Annotated in this window: 12 protein-coding genes; 5 read left to right on the top strand and 7 right to left on the bottom strand. The window is 46.5% G+C overall.

Annotated features, from left to right (window positions below; genetic code table 11):
- The first annotated feature begins 21 nt into the window (after positions 1-21).
- From ABEB05_RS05410 to ABEB05_RS05395, 4 genes are all read left to right on the top strand, one after another.
- Complete coding sequence (locus ABEB05_RS05410; RefSeq protein ID WP_265788216.1) at positions 22-3,393, top strand: SusC/RagA family TonB-linked outer membrane protein; 3,372 nt, start codon at positions 22-24, stop codon at positions 3,391-3,393.
- Between the two features lie 12 nt (positions 3,394-3,405).
- Positions 3,406-5,193 carry a RagB/SusD family nutrient uptake outer membrane protein gene (locus tag ABEB05_RS05405; RefSeq protein ID WP_265788214.1) on the top strand — a complete coding sequence of 596 codons (1,788 nt, stop codon included), beginning with the start codon at positions 3,406-3,408 and terminating at the stop codon, positions 5,191-5,193.
- Positions 5,194-5,359: 166 nt separating this feature from the next.
- On the top strand, positions 5,360-8,425 hold the full coding sequence (locus ABEB05_RS05400) for a PVC-type heme-binding CxxCH protein (RefSeq protein WP_265788212.1): 3,066 nt from the start codon (positions 5,360-5,362) through the stop codon (positions 8,423-8,425).
- Between the two features lie 95 nt (positions 8,426-8,520).
- Positions 8,521-9,339 carry a hydroxypyruvate isomerase family protein gene (locus tag ABEB05_RS05395; RefSeq protein WP_425558401.1) on the top strand — a complete coding sequence of 273 codons (819 nt, stop codon included), beginning with the start codon at positions 8,521-8,523 and terminating at the stop codon, positions 9,337-9,339.
- A 103-nt stretch (positions 9,340-9,442) separates the two neighbouring features.
- Here the strand turns inward: ABEB05_RS05395 and ABEB05_RS05390 are convergent, their stop codons facing one another.
- The 5 genes from ABEB05_RS05390 to ABEB05_RS05370 all read right to left on the bottom strand — a co-directional run bounded on the left by ABEB05_RS05390 (position 9,443) and on the right by ABEB05_RS05370 (position 14,662).
- On the bottom strand, positions 9,443-10,069 hold the full coding sequence (locus ABEB05_RS05390; RefSeq protein WP_265788209.1) for a hypothetical protein: 627 nt from the start codon (positions 10,067-10,069) through the stop codon (positions 9,443-9,445).
- Complete coding sequence (locus tag ABEB05_RS05385) at positions 10,059-10,964, bottom strand: DUF4747 family protein (protein ID WP_265788207.1); 906 nt, start codon at positions 10,962-10,964, stop codon at positions 10,059-10,061. Before ABEB05_RS05385 ends, ABEB05_RS05390 begins: the two co-directional genes overlap by 11 nt.
- Before the next feature lie 13 nt (positions 10,965-10,977).
- The gene (locus tag ABEB05_RS05380) at positions 10,978-11,964 is read right to left on the bottom strand and encodes a patatin-like phospholipase family protein (protein ID WP_265788205.1); all 987 of its coding nucleotides are present in this window, start codon (positions 11,962-11,964) and stop codon (positions 10,978-10,980) included.
- A gap of 317 nt (positions 11,965-12,281) precedes the next feature.
- On the bottom strand, positions 12,282-12,986 hold the full coding sequence (locus tag ABEB05_RS05375) for a DNA-binding domain-containing protein (RefSeq protein WP_265788204.1): 705 nt from the start codon (positions 12,984-12,986) through the stop codon (positions 12,282-12,284).
- Positions 12,987-13,732: 746 nt separating this feature from the next.
- On the bottom strand, positions 13,733-14,662 hold the full coding sequence (locus ABEB05_RS05370; protein WP_265788203.1) for a DNA/RNA non-specific endonuclease: 930 nt from the start codon (positions 14,660-14,662) through the stop codon (positions 13,733-13,735).
- Positions 14,663-15,286: 624 nt separating this feature from the next.
- Here ABEB05_RS05370 and ABEB05_RS05365 point away from each other — a divergent pair.
- Positions 15,287-16,291 carry a right-handed parallel beta-helix repeat-containing protein gene (locus ABEB05_RS05365; protein WP_265788202.1) on the top strand — a complete coding sequence of 335 codons (1,005 nt, stop codon included), beginning with the start codon at positions 15,287-15,289 and terminating at the stop codon, positions 16,289-16,291.
- A 191-nt stretch (positions 16,292-16,482) separates the two neighbouring features.
- On the opposite strand, the gene ABEB05_RS05360 is transcribed toward ABEB05_RS05365, so the two are convergent.
- Both ABEB05_RS05360 and ABEB05_RS05355 read right to left on the bottom strand, forming a co-directional pair.
- Complete coding sequence (locus tag ABEB05_RS05360; protein ID WP_265788201.1) at positions 16,483-17,157, bottom strand: SOS response-associated peptidase; 675 nt, start codon at positions 17,155-17,157, stop codon at positions 16,483-16,485.
- A gap of 15 nt (positions 17,158-17,172) precedes the next feature.
- Positions 17,173-18,513 (bottom strand): Y-family DNA polymerase, encoded by a 1,341-nt coding sequence (locus ABEB05_RS05355; RefSeq protein WP_265788199.1) that lies wholly within the window; start codon positions 18,511-18,513, stop codon positions 17,173-17,175.
- Positions 18,514-18,574: the final 61 nt, after the last annotated feature.

Below are 18,574 nucleotides of genomic sequence, written 5' to 3'. Positions count from 1 at the left end.
AATGAAAAATGGGATAGGATTATGAAGAACGCTGCATATCGATTTTTAAAAGTCATGGTAATAGTATTAGGGATATCTATGGTGGGTAGCCATACGCAAGCCCAAACATTAGGTTCTCTGCTTTTGCCAACAGAATCAAGTCAGGAAAATGATCAACTTCTGGTGGAAGAAGGGATGAGCTTGAATAAGGCTCTTGAACAGATTGAGCGACAGTTTAATGTAGTTTTTTTATACCGGACAGGCGTATTAGTTGATAAAAAAGTTTCCACCACAAGGTTGTTATCTAATAATGTTGAAAAGGCAATTGATGAGTTGTTGAAGGATCAGAAACTTGTGTTCAAGTATCTAAATCCCAAAACATATGGAATCTACGAACCAGAAGAGAAAACCAGGGAAAAGAATCAGGTTGTTCAGGAGATGATAAACGGTACTGTATCCGATGCGCAATCTGGAGAAGTCTTAACCGGTGTTAATATTCTTGTAAAAGGTACGTCAATTGGTGCTTCAACTGATATAGATGGTAATTTTGAACTGGAAGTCCCATCCTTGCAAGATACATTAGTAGTTTCGTATATCGGTTATCAAAGCCAGGAAGTGCCTATAAATGGTCGACAACAACTGGATATTCAGTTGACACCTGGAGCTATTGCAGGAGAAGAAATGATAGTTGTTGGGTATCAAACTCAAACTAAGGCCACAAGTACAGGTTCAATTTCAACTGTACAAGGTGAAGACATCGCAAAAGCCCCTGTTATCAATGCGGAAAATAATCTAGTCGGACGACTACCGGGTGTTGTTGCCATAAATAATACCGGTCAGCCAGGAGAATCAGGCTCAACATTGCAAATACGGGGTAGTAATACTTTGGGTGATAACAGTCCACTGGTTGTTATCGATGGAGTCACAAATAGGACCGGTGGATTATCCAGACTGAATCCTAATGATATTGAAAGCATTACGGTATTAAAAGATGCCTCTGCTGCTATTTATGGATCACAGGCTGCGAATGGCGTTATCCTGGTAACTACTAAACGTGGACGGGAGGGAACTCCAGAGGTTTCTGTTTCCTATAATCAGGGATTTACGCAACCTACCAGGATACCGGAAATGGCCGATGCTGCTACTTATGCCCGGATGGTCAATGAGATTGACATGTATCGCGGGCGCGAGGAACGATATTCACAGGAAGATATTCAAAAATACCGGGAGGGAACCAACCCCTGGACACATCCCAATACCGACTGGTTCAATGCGGCTTTTAAGGATCTATCTAAACAGAATAAAATGAATGCCTCTGTTTCGGGCGGCAGTGAGACGATCAATTACTACCTGTCATTGGGGGCTGCTAATGAGAATGGTTTTTTTAAAAATAGTGGATTTAAATATGACCAGTATAATTTTAGAAGTAACATTGATGGAGAGATCAATGACAATTTGAGTATCTCAGTGAATTTATCGGGGCGGCGTGAGCTACAAGAAGCACCCATACGAGGAGTGGGACCTACGTTCCGTGCGTTGATGCGGGGTAAACCAACGCTTCCAGCCTATTGGCCCAACGGACGACCCGGTCCCGATATCGAATACGGTGATAATCCTGTGGTTACCGGAACTCAAGCTACGGGATATAACCGTGATAAGCGGGATGTTCTTCAAAGTAATATAAAGGTCGAGTTTGATGTTCCTTTTGTCGAGGGGCTCGAATTTGAAAGCAATGTTTCCTATGATAAGAATTACCAGTTTAATAAACTCTGGGAAACACCGTGGTACCTTTACACCTGGGATTATGAGACTTACGATGATAATGGCGATCCAGTATTAACGCGCGCTAAAAGGGGACTGAACGAACCCCAGTTAACACAGGATGCCGCCGACAACTACCAGGCAACGCTTAACCTGATTGGGCGTTATCAGCAAGATTTTGGAGATCATGCATTCAATTTGCTGCTCGGTGTTGAACGACAGACGTTTCAAAATCAGTACTTTAGTGCCTATCGCGAACGATATTTGTCTAGTTCCATTGACCAGCTTTTTGCCGGTTCGGAAGAACAGAAAGACAATAATGGTAGTGCTTTTGAGGGGGCCCGTCAAAACTACTTTGGACGTATAAACTACAATTACAATGAGAAGTATCTTGTTGAGTTTGTCGGCCGTTATGATGGTTCCTTTATATTCCCGGAGGGGAAACGATACGGATTCTTTCCCGGTATCTCTATAGGATGGCGCCTGTCCGAAGAATCGTTCTGGCAAGAAAATGTTTCATTTTTGGAAGGATTTAAGGTTCGTGCGAGCTGGGGACAAACCGGTAATGACCGCATCGAACCGTTCCAGTATTTGACTACTTACGGGTTCGGTAATGGATATATTTTTGAACAGACTAATCTTGTTAAAAGCCTGCAGCAGGAGCGTATTCCCAATTCCAACGTTACCTGGGAGGTGGCCAACCAGTTTGATGTCGGATTCGATGCTGAAATGCTCGATAGCAGGCTGATGATAGAAGCCGATTATTTTTACTACCTCCGCTCAGATATCCTCTGGTGGCGTAATGCTTCTATTCCTACAACGGCAGGGTTTTCTCTGCCACGGGAAAATATAGGCGAAGTGGTTAATTCCGGTTTTGACGGAAGAATAACCTATTCCGATCAGTTTGGAGATCTGTCATTTGATATTGGTGGAAATGCCGGATATGCCTATAACAAAATACAGTACTGGGATGAGTCTCCAGGTGTACCTGATTATCAGCGATCTACGGGCAGTCCCATGAATACGGGTTTGTACTACCGTGCAGATGGGGTCTACAATGATCAACAGGAGATAGATGCGAATCCAAGCTGGCCCGGAGCCCGGCCTGGAGATATTAAATTTGTTGACGTAAACGGTGATGGAGAAATCAATGGCTTGGATCGAGTGCGTATAGACAAAAATGAAATGCCCCGGTTTACAGCTGGTCTGACACTCGATGCGGCATATAAAAACTTTGACTTTTCCACCCTGCTACAAGGGGCAACCGGAGCTGTGCGCTATGTATTTACCGAATCGGGTGAAATAGGTAATTTCATGCAGAGTTATGCAGACAAACGCTGGACTCCGGAGAATTCGGATACTGAACATCCGCGCACATACAACAGAACAGATGAGTATTGGACGAGCAATCAGAATACATACTTTCTGAGAAGTGCGGATTATCTTCGGTTGAAATCTGTAGAGATCGGGTATAACCTTCCGGCCAGTCTGGGTGAACAAGTAGGGGTTCAAAATATGCGGATCTATGTGAGTGGATATAACCTGTTGACTCTTGACAAGCTTAACGTATTTGATCCGGAGGCATCCAGTAGCTCCGGACAGTACTATCCGCAAAAAAGAGTTTTTAATGCCGGAATCTCGTTAACCTTTTAAATATTGATAGCTATGAAGAATTTAATAGTCAAACAGTTCTTATTTCTTATTTGTATTGCAGTGATTGTCACATCCTGTGATGATCAGATTCTTAACAAGAAACCACTAGATCAGATATCAGAGGGTGATTTGTGGAATGATCCTGCACTGGTGGAATCGTATGTTAATGATATCTACCAGGGTGTTGGTCATGGGTTCTTTGCTGTGAATGTGAGTTCTGGGGTTGATGAAACGATCATTACCCATGGATGGAATGACACCCCGATAAAACAAAGCAACATGACACCAGATGAGTTAGGCTTATTCGGGGATGGAGCAGTAGCTCCTTTCGATCATTTTCACTGGGATGACCTCTACAGTAATATCCGGAGCATAAATGTATTTCTGGAAAATATTGAGGAATCTCCAATTAACCAGGATCTCAAGGATCGTTTGACCGGAGAGGTTCACTTCCTGCGGGCGTATTTCTATCACAATCTGGTTAAATTGCATGGAGGAGTACCAATTATTAAAAAAACCTTCAATCTTGATGATGACTTTTTGGTTGAGCGCGATTCATTCGAAGATTGTATCAACTTTATGGTCGAAGATTTGGATGTTGCAGCATCGATGCTGCCAACCGTTATTGAAGGGGACAAAGCTCATGCCAGCCGAGGTGCGGCACTTGCACTGAAATCTCGTATTCTCACTTATGCAGCTAGTGATCTGTATGCAGAGAATCCCAGTGGAAACGATTATACCGGCTATACCGGTGGCGACCAGTCACAACGCTGGGAGCGAGCCAAGGCTGCTGCTGAAGCAGTTATGGATCTCGGCTATAGCCTCTACCGGGAAAACCCGGCTCCTGGAGATTCCACAGCTCAAAATTATGCTGATCTGTTCCTCCAGAAAGATCACGAAGAAATTATCTTTGCGCGATATTTTTTGCAGAACCAAAGTTATCAGTGGTTTGAAGCAGACATGGGACTGTTTCACGGGCCCAATGGCTGGCACAACTGGGGTGGAGACACACCTACGGGACAAATGGTTGACGCCTACGAGATGTCGGATGGAACCGAATTTAGCTGGCAGGCGTACCAAAATGGAGATCCGTCTTATGGGGAATCACCGTATGAAAATCGCGACCCGCGTTTTTACGCCTCTATTTTTTATAACGGTTCACAGTGGAGAGAGCGTCCGTCAGATATGACTGATCTGGATCCGGAGGGTATTGTAGAAACTGCTTCATTTGAAGTAGAGGGCCAAAATGAGCTGCGTCCTGGTCTGGATACTCGTGACGGTCCTATTGAAGACTGGAACGGAACCTATACAGGCTACTACATGCGGAAATTTCTGGATCCCAATGTTAATCACCAGTTTTTTCGGCAGGAAGTCCCCTGGATTTTTATACGGTATGCTGAGATTTTGCTGAACTATGCCGAAGCTTCAATAGAGCTCGGAGATGAGGGGGATGCGCGTACGGCCCTCAATACCATACGGCAAAGAGCAGGCATGCCCGAAATTACAGAGACCGGGCAGGATCTGTTGGAGAGATACCGAAATGAACGGAGAATTGAGCTGGCGTTTGAAGATCATCGTTATTTCGATGTACGCCGCTGGATGATCGCCCCTGATGTATACGAAAACGGAGAGGGCGTCAACATCATAGGGAGACTGAACAATGACGGCAGTTATACTTATGAGTATAACGTCGTTGAAATTGACCAGCGTCAGTGGAATGATAACGCCTATTTTGTGCCTATCCCCCGGTACGAGATGGATAGAAACGAAAACCTGGAGCAAAATCCCGGGTATAACTAGGAAATATGTTTTTTGTGACCCGGGAAATGCCTGGAATTAGATTATTGAGTTATAAATAAACTATTTCCAATAACCTCTTTCCCTTATATCCCTATTAATACGAAGCAGATTTATGATGAATCTGCTTCGTATTCTATACTATTTACTGCTAAATTTTTTTTAAAAAATGGAAAATAAACACCTAGAAAAATCTATTTCAGGCTACAGCCCACTGAAATTGTGGCCTATAATTTGCGTTTTTTTTATAACTTTTGTCGGCTGTTCTGAAAATCAACAAGATATTGAGCAGCTCAGCGACTCCGAAAAACGAAATGCCGAGCACGCCCTGACCGGGCTTGAAACCAGGGAGGGATTGGAAACGACCTTGTTTGCTGCTGAAGATATGTTGGTAAATCCCACTAATATGGATATTGACGGCCGGGGCCGGGTGTGGGTGACCGAGGGGCATAACTACCGGCCGAGCTTAAACCCAGATAATCCGATAAAACCCGACGGAGACCGGATTGTCATTTTGGAGGACACCAACGGAGATAGCCGGGCCGATACCAGTAAGGTATTTTACCAGGGGAACGATATTAATTCGGCACTGGGTATTATGGTGCTCGATAACCGGGTGATTGTTTCACGGAGTCCGCATATCTTTATTTTTACCGATACGGACGGTGACGATAAAGCTGACGAGAAGGAAATTTTATTTAGCGGAATTGAAGGAGAACAGCACGATCACGGGGTCCACGCTTTTGTATTTGGTCCGGATGGTAAGCTGTACTTTAATACCGGTAATGAGGGCAAGGTTATAAAAGACGCAGATGACAATATCGTCAAAGATATATTTGGCAATGAAGTAAAAACTGGCGGCGACCCGTACCGGCAGGGGATGGTGTTCCGCTGTAACCTAGATGGCAGTGAATTTGAAGTGTTGGCCCATAATTTTCGTAATAACTACGAGGTCGCGGTTGATTCTTATGGGACCCTCTGGCAGTCCGATAACGACGATGACGGCAATAAGGGCGTCCGCATCAATTATGTCATGGAGTACGGGAACTATGGGTACACGGATGAACTGACCGGGGCGGGATGGCGCACGCGCCGTACGGGTATGGCCGATGATATTCCCACCCGCCACTGGTATCAAAACGACCCCGGGTCAATTCCGAATTTACTGCAGACCGGTGCAGGATCGCCGACCGGCATTCTTGTTTATGAGGGGGAACTGCTGCCGGAAGTCTTTCACAATGAAATGATACACGCCGATCCCGGCCCCAATGTCATTCGTTCGTATCCGGTTGAGAAGGATGGGGCAGGCTACTCAGCATCTATTGAAAACATCTTAAAGGGAAATAACGACCAGTGGTTTCGGCCTTCGGATGTAACCGTTGCCCCGGATGGGTCCATCTTCGTAGCCGACTGGTATGATCCCGGCGTGGGCGGACACCAAATGGGTGATCAGCAGCGGGGACGGATTTTCCGCATTGCCCCGGAAGGCAGTAATTACGAGGTACCCGACTTTGATCTGAGTACCCCCCAAGGAGCTGTGGAAGCGCTTAAAAATCCGAACATGAATTTGCGGGCACGGGCCTGGCTACAGTTACATGAATTGGGGAAAAAAGCGGAACCGGCACTTGTGGACCTCTGGGAGTCAGAAAATGACCGATATCGGGCGCGGGCGCTCTGGCTGCTGAGCAAACTGGAAGGGAATGGAGTCGATTATATAGAACAGGCACTGGCAGATACAAATCCGGATATTCGTATTACGGGTCTGCGGGCGGCCCGTCAGCTGGATGTCAATATTATTCCTTATATCGAGAAACTGGTTGATGACTCCGCACCGGAAGTCCGGCGGGAAGTTGCGATCGCCTTGCATCGAAATGATGATCCCAAGGCAGCAGAGCTGTGGGCTCAGTTGGCATTGCAACATAATGGCAATGACCGTTGGTACCTGGAGGCTCTCGGTATCGGGGCTTATGGACAGTGGGATCGTTTTTTTGAGGCGTGGCTGGAGGAGGTCGGTTCGGAATGGAACACCCCGGCCGGTCGGGATATCGTTTGGCGGTCTCGGGCCGATGCGGCCGTGCCGATGTTAGCCGAATTGATTAAAGAATCTTCGGTTGATACCGATCAAAAATTGAGATATTTCCGGGCTTTTGATTTCCATACAAGTCCTCAGATCGAACAGGAATTAGTCAGCATCTTGGGAACCGATCTGCCAGACCAGCAGCGATTGGATATTCTAACCCTAAAACACTTGAAAAAATCATCTTTTGAATCTTCCTCCGAAGTTCAGGCGGCACTTGATGGTGCCCTTGAAGCGACCCGCGGCACCTATGAATTTATTGACTTGGTAGAAAAGTTCGAACTTTCCACTGAAAATGATGAATTGGTTACGTTAATGCTTGCTTATCCCGACAGCAGTTTGGGAGTAAGTGCAGCACAGCTTGCCGTGCAATATGGCGGTAAAGAAAAGGTGGGGAACGTTATTAATGATGGAAGCCGTAGTGAGAAGGAAAGTGCTATACAGGTATTGGGACATACCGGAAGAGAAGAAGCCCTGGATCTTCTGCAGCAGGTAATGTTGGATGAAGACCGGGATATAGAAATGCGCAGTCTGGCCGTAACAGCAATGGGTTCAAGTTGGCCAGGAGAAGAAAAAATTGCGGATATGGTTAGGAATGGCATCCTTCCGCCATCATTGGATCAGCCAGCAAACCAGGTTCTGAGCAACGCCTGGCGGGATGAAATCAGGCAGGTAGCAAAAGATTACCTTGCAGGTAGTGACAATGATCAAGGTAATATGCAATCGGTATCTGAACTGGTAACAATGACCGGTGATATAGATAACGGGAAACAGGTGTTTGAACGGTCATGCCAGATATGTCATGTGGTGAACGGGCAAGGTACGGAGTTTGGTCCCGGATTATCCGAAATTGGCGATAAGTTGCCCAAGGAGGGTCTTTATGAAGCTATAATTGAACCCAATGCCGGCATAAGTTTTGGCTATGAAGGATACATTCTTACTATGAATGACGGTTCGAAAGCAGCAGGTATCATTCAAAGTGAAACAGAATCGGAAGTTGAACTCCTTTCAGCAGGAGGATTTGCAACCACATACCAGGTTTCTGAAATCGCATCAAGGGAACAGATGGACCGTTCACTTATGCCCGCCGGACTCGAGAGTGGAATGAGTCAGCAGGAATTGGTGGACCTGGTGGAGTATTTGTCGTCACTGAAATAACGATCATATTTATCATTCACATATAAACAAATATTATGAGTGTATCCAGACGTAACGCGTTAAAGAAAATAGGAGCTATTGTTGGATCGGGGACAATGGCCGGATGGTTGGGCAGCATGGAGAACCTAGAGGCACTTCTCGGAAGCGAACTCAACGGGAACGTCAATCATTCGGTGTGCAAATGGACCTTCGGTGACATACCCTTGGATGAATTTTGTCAGGCGGCTAAAGAAATAGGACTTCAATCGGTAGAGCTGCTCGGCCCCGACGAATGGCCTACCCTTAAAAAGCATGGGCTGACGTGTGCGATGCCCTGGGGTGCTGGAAAAGGAATTGAAGAGGGATTTAATAACTTGCAGCTGCACGACGAATTGATAGCGGATTACGAACGTGTTATTCCCATGGTTGCCGATGCGGGGTTCGATAAAATTATCTGTTTTTCCGGTAATCGGAACGGCATGGATGACGAAGTCGGTCTGGAAAATTGTGCTAAAGGTCTGAAACGGCTCATGAGTACGGCTGAAGAATATGATGTAACCGTATGCATGGAGCTGCTGAACAGCAAAGTAAATCATCCTGATTACATGTGTGACCATACCGAATGGGGAGTCGAGCTTTGCAAGCAGGTGGGGTCGGACCGGTTCAAGCTACTCTACGATATTTATCATATGCAGATTATGGACGGGGATGTGATCCGTACCATCCGGGATAATCATCAATATATAGCGCATTATCATACTGGAGGGGTCCCCGGCCGAAATGAAATCGACGAGACCCAGGAATTATATTATCCGGCTATCATAAAAGCCATCGTGGATACCGGCTATACCGGATTTATTGGACAGGAGTTTATTCCTACCTGGGATAATGAGTTGGATGCCTTGCGCGAGGCTGTAGAAATATGTGATGTATGAGGCGGTGTAAAGTAAAAGTTAGTGTACCAAGACAATAAATAATATATTTTTGGTCACAGCTGAGGGCTTAATATCCTGCACAGTCAGTGCAGGATATGTTCAGTTATAATTGCCACTCTCTTTTTCTTTCTTCCCTCCCCTTCTGCTTCCCCAGCACCAAATGCAGGTGGTAATTCTGGGCCAGCCCGAAGATAATCATCACCATCTGGTAGATCGAAAACAGGGAAACCAGTATCAAAAGCAACAGCACCCCGAAACCAAGGATATTAATCAGGCCATAGGCCGGGGAGAGCCATTCGATATGTACCTTTGCCAATAGCCGGAACAGGAAGGCCGTCCCCAGCGTTATCGACTGCTGCGCCAGCGTAAAGGTAAAGGCGAAGATTACCTTTTGATAGAGGGTAAGCGGACCTTCACCGCGGATGGTGGTTTTGCTAAGAAAGGCGTTGTCGCGGAAGCCGAAAAAGATAGCAAAGCCGCCCAGCAGCACGCCCAGGATATCCGGGAATATACGGACGGCCAGGTCCATTATATCCATCAGGGTCCCGCGCACCGGCGTCCCGGACCACCGCATAAGGGCCAATAGCAGAGCAGTTAGGGCCGTCGGAATGCCCAGCGTCTGTTTCAGCTTGCTCTTGGGATACAAGCGCACCAGGGCAGCGGGACCCGACTGGTGCCGGGCCCTTAACTGCCTGATGTTCATGGGGTGGGAATAGGGGCTATGCTTCATCAGCGCGGGGATAGGTTTGCAGCAGATGGCGAACGATTGCTTCTGTTTCTTGTTCCTCGCTACAATGCAGCCGGAACTGCCGGGGATAGTCGGAGGTTCTGACCCACTGCGGGTATCCGTCCCGGTTTACGATGCGGGCCGTGGCGTAGCCGTTGCTGGGCACCAGTCCCATCGCTCCCATAAGAAAGGTACTCTTCTGCAGCTCTACACTTTTGCCCTCCCGAGCCCGGCCGCTGATCTGCAGGTATTCGATCTCCGCATCGCGCAGCTGGCTGTCCACCAGGTTCGTGTACTCATCATTCAGATCCTGGTTGCTGTAGGAGATGCGGAACTTAATATCGGAAATTTGAGGCGCATCCAGCAGGTCGTCCAGGAAATCAGGGGACTTTTCGAGGGTCACGTGCACCTCCTCCTCTTTTTGTACGGCGTTATTGAGGCCCTCTTCTAACAAGCGCTGCAGCGTAGTGAGGGGCAGGGGAGCGTCTCCGGCAATCAGGCACAGGCGATGGATGGCCGGGATGAACAGGTACTCGTTTACTTGATAGTGGGGAAACCCGGCGGGAGAGACCGTCTGAGACCCGATATTTACGGGCTTTTGAAACCGGCAGAGATGTCCCTTCAATACCGGTATGCCCGCGTAACGCGTGCGTTTCATGGTGTGGAATAAAAGGCCCTGGCGCTTGCTTCCGGTAGCGGATTTATTTATGGCAAAGAGCCTTCGGAAGAGCGTAAAGTAGAGCCCCGGAGTGCGGGACCGGTCGGTAAGCAACCGGATGTTAAATACGTAAAATTGAACTTCCTGTTGGTTGGTCATAAGTAGTATCCGTTTTATGATTACAGGTTTGATATTTGGTATGTAGAATGAACGCAGTGGCGATTTTAGAGAGATTTGCAAAACCCTTTTATAATTACATCGTCTCCCGGAACCAGACCATCGGTTTGGGAAAGGGCTCCATCGACAGCACTTCACGGGCACGGTCGCGGCCGGTCTGCATCATGCGCCGGATATGAGCGTTGCTGAAATCCATGGCGTCTCCCAGCGGATCTTTGGGCGCGATAATAAGCGGATGCACCTGTTGGTAGGGGCGGCCGGTCCGGTGAAGCAGCTCCACGCCTTCCTCGGACGCCTGGCGCACCAGGTGGTTGATCGTCAGGAAGCGGGCGATATCTTCATAGAAGATTTCGTCCAGCATGATATGAATGGCGCGAAAGCCGATATCGATGATATCGCGGCTCTCCACCCGGTGGTTGGTATCACTTACCGGACGGGTAGGGATGATAATAGCGCGGTGCGGATGGTAGGGAAGGACCTCGCGGATGGGGGAAATGTCCCGGAGTCCGCCGTCCACACAGAGGTGATCGCCGATCGGTACCGGGTTGAACACGGCCGGTATGGCCGTAGAGGCCAGGATGCGGCGAATATCCTCTTCGGTAATCGTCCGGGATTCTTCACCGGGAATGGTAGCGCGGACGTACCGGCCTGTTTCCAGGGTTACGTATCCGAAAGTAAACGGAACGGAAGTGGTTTTGCCTAGGAAATGGGTGCGCATTAGGGCGTGCAGCGGACCGTTATCGTATTGGGAAACGGGCGGCTTACCTATCCCGATTTTATACTGAAGGTACCGGCGGGCCAGTCCGGCCAGCGTCTTCTTGCGGTACACCTGTTTGGGCGTCAGGTGCTCCCAGATCTTCATCATTCTGTGAAACTGATTGGTGGCCATCATGGTCCCGTTCAGCGAGCCTACGCTGATACCGCTGATAACATCGTAGGTGAATCCCTGCTCGCGCAATACCTGCAGTACCCCGGCCTGGAAAGCGCCCCGGGCACCCCCGCCCGACAGTACCAAAGCAGTACGTTCCTCTGTTTTATAGCTGATATTATAATTATCTGACATACTAATCACCATCTGTAAATAGTTTAGGGTTTATAAAAACCTGCCGGCTGTTATTGTCGGGCCGGCAGGGAATATTGAACCGCTATCCGTAATGTATATGCAAACTGATTATCATATATATGGGAACCATCTTCCCATAGTAATGGGAGACTCCTTCCCATATATATGGCAGATACTTTCCCATAGTAATGGGAAACACCTTCCTATATATATGACAGACACCTTCCCATAGTAATGACAATCTGTTTGTCGAAATCAGGAGCATTATGGCTCCCAATTCGAATAATAAATAGGGTTCCGATTTTATATTATGGAGTTCACGGTTCTACGGTCAGTAGATCAGGCAGGCTGCCCGTACGTATATCTGAGGTGCTCTTTAATACGCATCGTACTTCCATCTCGTATTCCCCGGCCGGCAGGTCCGGAAGCGTAAAGATGAGGTCCTGGGGCATATTGCGCAGTGGTTCAAAATCCACCCGGTGCTCGGTTTGATCCCCGGTATGGATAAAAAAGATGCCCTGCTGGGAATCCTCATGATCGTACTTGAGCCGAGCCCCTCTAATACGCGCGCCGCCGCCGGGTGTAAGCAGCTCATTCTGGGTGCCGGAAATATTATCCTGCAGGTATTTGAGGGTGGGAACGGGAGAGGAACCCTCGACCCGTTCCGGTGTGATCGTATTGGAAAGGTCTTTAAGCCGCACGCCGGAATTGAGGTTTATCTGTACCTGGTGCCGATTGGGATCAAACCGATCCTCTTCTTCCTCGAAGACCCCGGTTATACTTGATGAGATATTGAACAGGGGCGTATTGATTGCATGGCCTTCTTCCAACATTCCAATGATACCCCGGGTGATCTCCTCGAACACCGCCATGGCTTCAGCTGTAGTAACGGTGGATCCCTCGCGGGTCATGTTTTTGAATACGTCCTCAAGATTATAGCTTTTACTGTTTCGACTCACCGCCCGGTAGTCATCCGGGTTGTCAGTCATATTGTTTGGAATTAAATAATATTCTAGTGACATAAGTATATTATTTAGTTGTGGTTGGCCGGCCCGCAGCGAGTCGCTGTAGATGGTATTGCGAAAGGATCCAACGTCTCTCTGATGCCGGGTTTTATTTGTTTATAATAGACGCAGCCGAAGCTACGTCTACGTTCTTGACTTACGTTTTTAAGTTCGACTTCTCTAATGATTTATACCCGTGCTCCTACTATACAAGAGTGTTGAAATAGCGATTTGTTACAAAAAAATTTTCTTTATAGTTACTGATATGCGAGATATTAGCCTTAAAATAGCTGTTTAATTCACGTAAAGGCCGATTATTACTAATATTTTTTTTATGATTTTTTTCGCCAGTTATGAAATATTTTTTAGAAAGGGGAGAGGATTCCGGGGTTGACGGATGAAAATATTTTCTAATACTTCTGATGGTATGTAAAATTCCACCGTGTAAATGCTAAAAATAAAGCCCCGGCCTTGCCTAGCCGGGGCTTTTTAAATTAACCGTCTGTAATAAAGCTCTGCACACAAGCAGCGTTTCTACCTCATTACAATCATAGGACGACCGAATAGGAGAGAGGTAACATTAGAACTCCTTAATAAAGACGGAATGGATCAATTATTAAGATGTTTTATGTAAGGATTGCCCGCTAAAAACGTACTTGCCTATAGCCGTTGAAAATTCTCATTTAATGAGGTGGGAAGGTCAGCCTTGATCGGCTGGCCTTTTCTTATTCGTATATGTTTTAAGGAAATATATCCAAGAAAAGCTAAAAAATATTCCAGTTTATCCATGTGTCGGTGGCCTCCAGCGAATCCTCGGTAGCTTCGTTAAGGTCTCGAAAGAAATTCAGGCCGGTCATCGCTTCAATGATATCTACGCTCACCAAAAAGTCTTCGATCTCTCCATGGGGTTCTTTGTGATGCGGAAGGAGAAAGGCCAACACGACCGGCAGGTCATTTTCCCCATTGCGTACCACGATTTTAAAGAACATTGGAGGGACGGTTATTTCCTTTGGGCCTACCTTTTCCATCTCGCCGGGACCCAAAACCGGACCGGCCATCACCCACACCTCTTTTTTTTGCTCCTCGACAATGGTCCCCTGGATATATCGCTCGAGGTCACGCCATATCCCTGCTCCGCCATTGAAACCATTTTGGTCCTGGGGCGTCATATTTGAGAGTTGGTTGATTTGATAGACTCTGGTGATTTCATCGGCGTCTTCGATATATTCCTCGCGATCCCGGCCAATCATATCTTCCTTGGTAATGAGGCCGTCCCCGTTCGTATCGCCCACCCCTAGCAGGCCGTCTGCGTCCCTATCGCCTCCTGATATATTAAATGGAGCCAGGTGCCCGCGGGCATAACCGCTCCCCCCGTCGTACACCCCGTCATATTCGTGGTCGAAGACCGGATTGGGAATGTTCCAGTCCGTGCGATACTGGGCAAAGATGCCATATCGCGGGACGGTATTCGTGTAATCCAAGCCAATATGATAGGCGACCCAATTCGGGATCCGATGGGTGTGATTATAAGAGAGGATGTAAGCCTGCCGTATATGAATATTATCAAAGCTGGGCATACCTTCGTAGATATGCTCGTCCACAAATTGTTGGTCATAGTCGGAATAGTTTTGCCCGCTGGCAACGGAGGCTGCCAACAAGCAGCCGATACATAATAGAAATAGGTTCGGTTTCATAACTGATGGAATTTAATCGCAGGTAGCAGTAGACCTATAATCTGGACATAAAAAGAAGTTCTTCCAAAAATTTGTAAATATTTTCTCTTCAAACGGTCTTAATAGCTGCGTATAGGATTGGCTAGTTAATAAAGTCTCTCATCTAAACCGGTGCTGGACTTTTTATGAGGTAGAATTTGAATACCAGCAGGTATGATAATCCGAGCTTGATCAACGACACCGGTTGCCAGCTAAAGGTTTGGAATGAGGATTTGTTGAAATGAAGTACCTAGATGTAGGTGAGAACTATCTGCTTGACAAGACCCGGAACTAAGTCACAGATTTTCCAGTCGGCTTTGACTAGATTGGTAAACACAGTATTGTTTATCGTAGGTGAAGTGGGTTTGTACTGATCTGCTATCTGAGTAGTGCATCAGGTTCCTATATAAAAGCTTCCATCTGTGAATGCTATGTGGTGTAGCGGCATTACTACGGGGCTTTCCAAACACTGCATCAAGCATGCACTCACATCAAATTACTTGGCATATATTAATTTATTTTAATTTTGCCTTTGGAGGCATTTAAATTTACTTGGTAGTGATGTATAAATATCAAGAGGCATAAAAATAAAAAAACGGGGTAACTATGATTAAGAAAACCAATCTAATTGGGATACTAGTACTTGGAGTTTTTGTAGCTGTTGGATGTGAAGAATCAACGACCAGCATTGACTCAACGACCAACACCGAAAACAACGATATATTATCGACTTCCATGTCTAGTGGAGAAACGGCAAGCCTTACGGAATGCCAAGACACGGGAGTTGGCCTTACCGCTCATTATATTAACGAAACGCCTAATAGCCCATTGGATATTACATGTGATATAGGGGTTTACGTTGATAAAGATGGTGAGATAGATGGGGTCACATTAAATGCAACCTTTGATGGTGCAAAATCAAAGCAATATGGTATATATGTAAAAGGAGCAAATGTAAAACTTGCAAATTCATCTGTAAATACTGATGCTGATTATCCACATCAGTTTGTACCAATTACATATCAAGATGGAGCGACTGGTAATATCACAAATAATGAAGTAACAGGTGTACATCGTGCAGGGATCGTTTTACGTGGTGCAGGGACAGATGTAAATGTTGATGGGAATAATGTAATCGGTATTGGCCCGAAATCAACCGGATGGGCTCAAAATGGGATACAGGTTGACCAAGAAGCTTCCGGGGTAATAAAGAACAACCTTGTAGAAGGGCATTTTTATAATAAGGACACTTTTGTTTCAAGCGGAATTGGTGTTTTTTCTGACAATGTTAACGTACAAAAAAATACGATTCGGAATAATGATCTGGGAGTAGCACTGGTAGGTAATAATACTAATGTGAATCACAATACGATAGAGATCACGTATACTGAAGTTGACGTAAATTATATTTTTGGAGTATGGGCCTATCCAAGTGAAGATAATGGCATTCGTCAGAATACCATTACATCCAATACGGGAACTGGTTTCGGTATATTTTTACAAGGAACTGAAAACACAAAACTTATCCGAAACGATGTATCCGGATGGGGAACTAATCTAATTGATGGGGGAGACGATACAAAGCTTCCGAAACCATTTGAGATTGATTAGATAGAATCATGTATCAGGATACTTGAAACTGGTCTTAGGACTCCCCTGTTAAAAGCAGGGGAGTTTTTTATTTATTGCGTCATTTAAAAAATCTGAATGTTTGATATAGTCAAGGTGCCCAGATAAATGTGTAAGTATAACATTATTAACGATACGTTTACCCTTTTCAATTAATGTAACGTGCAATTCTTTTATTCAACTGGATCTATTAAATCTTTAGAATTATTCCGGACATTCCCCACCTTCTTATCAATCTGGTAGTAGTTGATCGCATCATCCGGGAATGGGTTTAACAGGTCCTTCAGAGCATTGGTATTATGGTTGTCCGGGTCCAGCCACTCATCCCATTCTTCCTTGAGCAGCATCACCGGCATACGGTCGTGCAGATTAGCCATCTTCTGGTTGGGCTCGGTCGTTATGATACTATACGTGGGTATTTTCTTGCCCTCCGGGGATTCCCAGACGTTATAGATCCCCGCAAAAGAAAACAACGGCTCATGGGTCGGGTAAATATAATAGGGCGTTCTATCCCCCTTCGGTCCGGTCCACTCATAAAACCCACTGGCCGGGACCAGACACCGGTGACGCTCGAAGGATTGTTTATAAGATTTTTTGCTGTCTATTGATTCCGCCTTTGCAATAAACATGCTATAACTGACCTTTTCCTCTTTGGCCCAGAATGGAAGTAGGCCCCAGCGGAAGGGGCGGATCGTTCGCTCTCCTTCCCGGTTTTGCCCCACTACCGGCATGGTATGCGAAGGTGCGACATTGTAGTTCGGTCCAAACTGCTCAAAATCCTCCATTACAGCATCAAAATAACCTTCCAGCTCCTGCTCGTCCTTGTCTAAGGTGTATCTTCCACACATAGTTATCTGATTTAGTTAGCTCCGATCTAAAAAATGCGTTTTTCCGGGGACAGAATCCAGTACCGATGCTTTTTGGATCATCTGCTGACCATAGTGGTTATTGATGGCATCCTGGACCAGGCAAAACCGGCGCTTCCGGTTGTCCTCCCGGAAAAATAGTTCCTGCTGGCCGGAGTGGTCATGCTTGACCGTCCCAACGCCAATGCCCCGCAGGGTATGCCCTCCTTTTAACAGTCCCTTGATGCGGGGAGCAGCCTTTTTCATGCATTCATAAAACACATAATCATCAAGGTTGGTAAATCCTTCGGTATTAAATCGGAACGAAAGGCCCTTATTACTGCTATCCTGAATCCGCAGGTAGCAAAAGTATTGCCGGGCCCGTAGGTTATAGCCCCGCATCCGGTAGCATAGCTGGCCGACGCCCTTCATAATCTCGCCCTTGATATGGGTAAAATCATCTGACCAGTTGGAAAAGGTATGCATGTAGTTGAGCTGCTTGGGGATCAGTTGCTGGTCGGTCAGTACCTTTGCCCGGTCCTTTCCGGCTACCATCTCCCACATAATTTTACCAAAATATGGACCAAACAGATCCTGAAAGGGTGGATACCCTCTGTTAATGGCCTCCCCAATGGTATGGATATTCTGCCCTTTCAGCTTGTGATACCGCTTGCGGCCAATGCCCCAGACTTCATCCAGTTCCAGCGGCCATAGCGTATCTTGTGCATCCTGACTGTTCAGGACCAATGTTAATCCTTTGGGTTTATGCAATTCACTGGCCAGCTTGGAATAGGTTTTTGAATAGCTGATGCCTACTGAGCAGACCAGTCCGGTTTCCCGGTAAAGTACCTCCTGGAGCTGCTCCCCGTACTCCTTGATTTCCGTCCGGTCCTTATCCTTCATGAAATTCAGATCAAGAAAATACTCATCCATGCTGTACTTTTCCACGTCCATGGCAAAGTCATTAAGCACCGCTTCAATCTCCCGGCTCACGCCCTTGTATTTTTCATAGTGGGCCTGCAGTCCAATCAGGTAGGGGCAAAGCTGTTCCGCCTCATAGGCGCTCATGCCGGTCTTGACCCCAAAGGCACGGGCTTCGTAAGAGCTGGTAGCCACAATACCCCGGGGGATGCCTTTGTCGCCTTTATACCAGCCTCCGATATATATTGGCATCCCATACAGATCATAGCTAAGCTGCTCCACCTGGGCGTAGAAGCAGTTCATATCCAGATGCAGGTACAGCCTCTCCTTGATCGAGGTGTGCTGCATGTCGGCACTCACGCACCGGTAATCAGTAATCTTGTGCACATTCTCGTTGACATCATACGTGCCGGTATCGATCGAAATTTCTTTGCTCATGGCATTGCATTTAACATGAAAGCTCTCCTATATTATATGAACGATTTATGTACTTTTGCAA

The organism is Fodinibius salicampi (assembly GCF_039545095.1).
GTDB classification, from domain to species: domain Bacteria; phylum Bacteroidota; class Rhodothermia; order Balneolales; family Balneolaceae; genus Fodinibius; species Fodinibius salicampi.
This window is presented reverse-complemented; position numbering and strand designations above follow the sequence as displayed.

What these genes read in the sequence shown, in the direction of transcription:
- ABEB05_RS05390 (WP_265788209.1), bottom strand. Translation starts at nt 10,069, where the DNA reads ATGAAGCATAGCCCCTATTCCCACCCCATGAACATCAGGCAGTTAAGG.
- ABEB05_RS05370 (WP_265788203.1), bottom strand. Translation starts at nt 14,662, where the DNA reads ATGAAACCGAACCTATTTCTATTATGTATCGGCTGCTTGTTGGCAGCC.
- ABEB05_RS05360 (WP_265788201.1), bottom strand. Translation starts at nt 17,157, where the DNA reads ATGTGTGGAAGATACACCTTAGACAAGGACGAGCAGGAGCTGGAAGGT.
- ABEB05_RS05365 (WP_265788202.1), top strand. Translation starts at nt 15,287, where the DNA reads ATGATTAAGAAAACCAATCTAATTGGGATACTAGTACTTGGAGTTTTT.
- ABEB05_RS05405 (WP_265788214.1), top strand. Translation starts at nt 3,406, where the DNA reads ATGAAGAATTTAATAGTCAAACAGTTCTTATTTCTTATTTGTATTGCA.
- ABEB05_RS05400 (WP_265788212.1), top strand. Translation starts at nt 5,360, where the DNA reads ATGGAAAATAAACACCTAGAAAAATCTATTTCAGGCTACAGCCCACTG.
- ABEB05_RS05380 (WP_265788205.1), bottom strand. Translation starts at nt 11,964, where the DNA reads ATGTCAGATAATTATAATATCAGCTATAAAACAGAGGAACGTACTGCT.
- ABEB05_RS05395 (WP_425558401.1), top strand. Translation starts at nt 8,521, where the DNA reads ATGGCCGGATGGTTGGGCAGCATGGAGAACCTAGAGGCACTTCTCGGA.
- ABEB05_RS05355 (WP_265788199.1), bottom strand. Translation starts at nt 18,513, where the DNA reads ATGAGCAAAGAAATTTCGATCGATACCGGCACGTATGATGTCAACGAG.
- ABEB05_RS05375 (WP_265788204.1), bottom strand. Translation starts at nt 12,986, where the DNA reads ATGTCACTAGAATATTATTTAATTCCAAACAATATGACTGACAACCCG.
- ABEB05_RS05410 (WP_265788216.1), top strand. Translation starts at nt 22, where the DNA reads ATGAAGAACGCTGCATATCGATTTTTAAAAGTCATGGTAATAGTATTA.